The organism is Paenibacillus sp. OT2-17 (genome assembly GCF_009827695.1).
GTDB classification, from domain to species: Bacteria; Bacillota; Bacilli; order Paenibacillales; family Paenibacillaceae; genus Paenibacillus; species Paenibacillus polymyxa_B.
This window is the reverse complement of record NZ_WUDQ01000660.1, coordinates 1-1880: the sequence shown is the minus strand read 5'-3', so window position 1 is coordinate 1880 and position 1880 is coordinate 1. Positions and strand designations below refer to the sequence as shown.

The 1880-nt window shown below is 42.2% G+C and carries 2 protein-coding genes; both read left to right on the top strand.

Annotated features, from left to right (window positions below; translation table 11 throughout):
* A partial coding sequence (locus tag GRP75_RS25820; protein WP_160790753.1) for a response regulator transcription factor occupies positions 1-498 on the top strand: 498 nt, incomplete at its 5' end.
* A 392-nt stretch (positions 499-890) separates the two neighbouring features.
* On the top strand, positions 891-1772 hold the full coding sequence (locus GRP75_RS25815; RefSeq protein ID WP_337194272.1) for a 2-hydroxycarboxylate transporter family protein: 882 nt from the start codon (positions 891-893) through the stop codon (positions 1770-1772).
* Positions 1773-1880: the final 108 nt, after the last annotated feature.

The window sequence follows — 1880 nt, the reverse complement described above, 5'->3', positions numbered from 1 at the left end:
CAAACGCGTAATATGGGCATCCATACGCCAATCATTTTTCTGAGTGGTAAAAAAGAAGACACAGATCAGATCATTGGACTTGGACTTGGGGCAGATGCCTATATTACCAAACCATTTAGTCCTCCTGTGCTTTGCGCTCAGGTAAAGAACCAGATTAAAAGATACCGCCAGCTTCAGGAATCAAAACAACAAGCCTTACACATTGCGTTGGGACCATTTCTATTCAATCATCATACCTATACGTTTCAAAAAAATAATCAGGAAGTCGCGTTGTCATCAAAAGAATTACAACTCATGAAATTTTTTATGGAGCACCCCAATCAGGTCTTCTCGAAAGAACAGCTATATCAAAACATCTGGAAAGATACGGTTGTCGATAATAACACGATTATGGTCTATATCAGACACCTGCGGACCAAAATTGAGGAAAATCCCACGAATCCAAAATATATCAAAACCGTCTGGGGAATCGGGTATCGTTTTTCCGTGGGAAGATAGATTAACTATATACTTCTATCCAATTGTATACGTTCTCTTGAAAGCACGCCGATGGATCCGGGGGGCTTTTTTTCTACGGCTGATTATATCTCTAGCCATCCTTAATTTAGTAATAAAAGGGAATACATAACTTTGAAGGGCGGCATCAAAACAAGCTGTGTTAGTAAATGAGTCAACCGTAACTTCTTTTGAAAACGCTTACATATTTTTTGTCACATGGTTCTTAAAAACATTTAAGGATTAGTCAGAATACTTTAAGATTTACCTTTTACAATTTAGTTATCTCGAATCATCCAATAAAAGAAAACGTTTTAATACAAAGTCTTGTGAAAACCTGGGCTTGCGATTGATTCGAGAATAAAACGCAGATTGATCATCTAGGAGGCGATCAAGTGGTCACTAATAATCTACAAGAGGCCGCAGAGCTTAAGCTACAGCCACGAACAGAGCCCAAGTGGCAAAAGGTGTTGAACTTCAAGATTGGAGGGGTCATTCCTGTAGGCCTTTACATCCCGTTTATGGCTGTTGTCTACCTACTGATGAACTCCGGAAAGCTTGGTAGTGATATGCCCGGGGCTGTATCTGTCATGGTATTGTATGGTTTTGTTCTGGCGGAAATTGGAAAGCGCATTCCTATTCTGAAGGATATCGGCGGCGCTGCAATTATGGCAACGTTTGTTCCTTCTTATATGGTGTATGCTCATCTTCTCCCACAGTCAGCAATTGATTCCGTTACTGTCTTTATGGATAATACCAATTTCCTGTATGTGTACATCGCAATTGTTATCGCTGGCAGTATCCTTGGTATGAATCGGGAACTCATGATAAAAGCGGTCGTTAGATTGGCTGTCCCTTTGACGATCGGATCCATTCTCGGAACAGGCGTTGGTTTGCTTACAGGTGTGGCTTTGGGAATCCCTGCGTATGATACCTTGTTTTACATCCTTGTTCCTATCATGGCGGGAGGCGTTGGTGAAGGTGCGATTCCACTCTCTATCGGCTACAGCCAAATTTTGGGTTCGACCCAAGGTGAACAATTTGCCATGATTATTCCTGCGGTCATGTTGGGTAGCTTGTGTGCTATTATCCTGTCCGGCTTGTTGAAACAACTGGGAGATAGAAAACCAGAACTTACCGGTAACGGCACGCTACTCAAAACAGGGGATAGCGATGTTTTGGGACTTGCAGAGGATAAAAATAAAAAACCGCTTGATCTTTACCAAATGGCTGCCGGAGCCATTTTAGCTATCGGATTCTTCATGTTAGGTACCTAGCCGCAGAGTTAGTTGGTCTGCCTGGTCCGATCGTAATGCTCTTTGCGGCATTCCTGGCAAAATATTTTGGTTGGTTGCCAAAATTCCTTGAAGACGGAGCGCAACAGA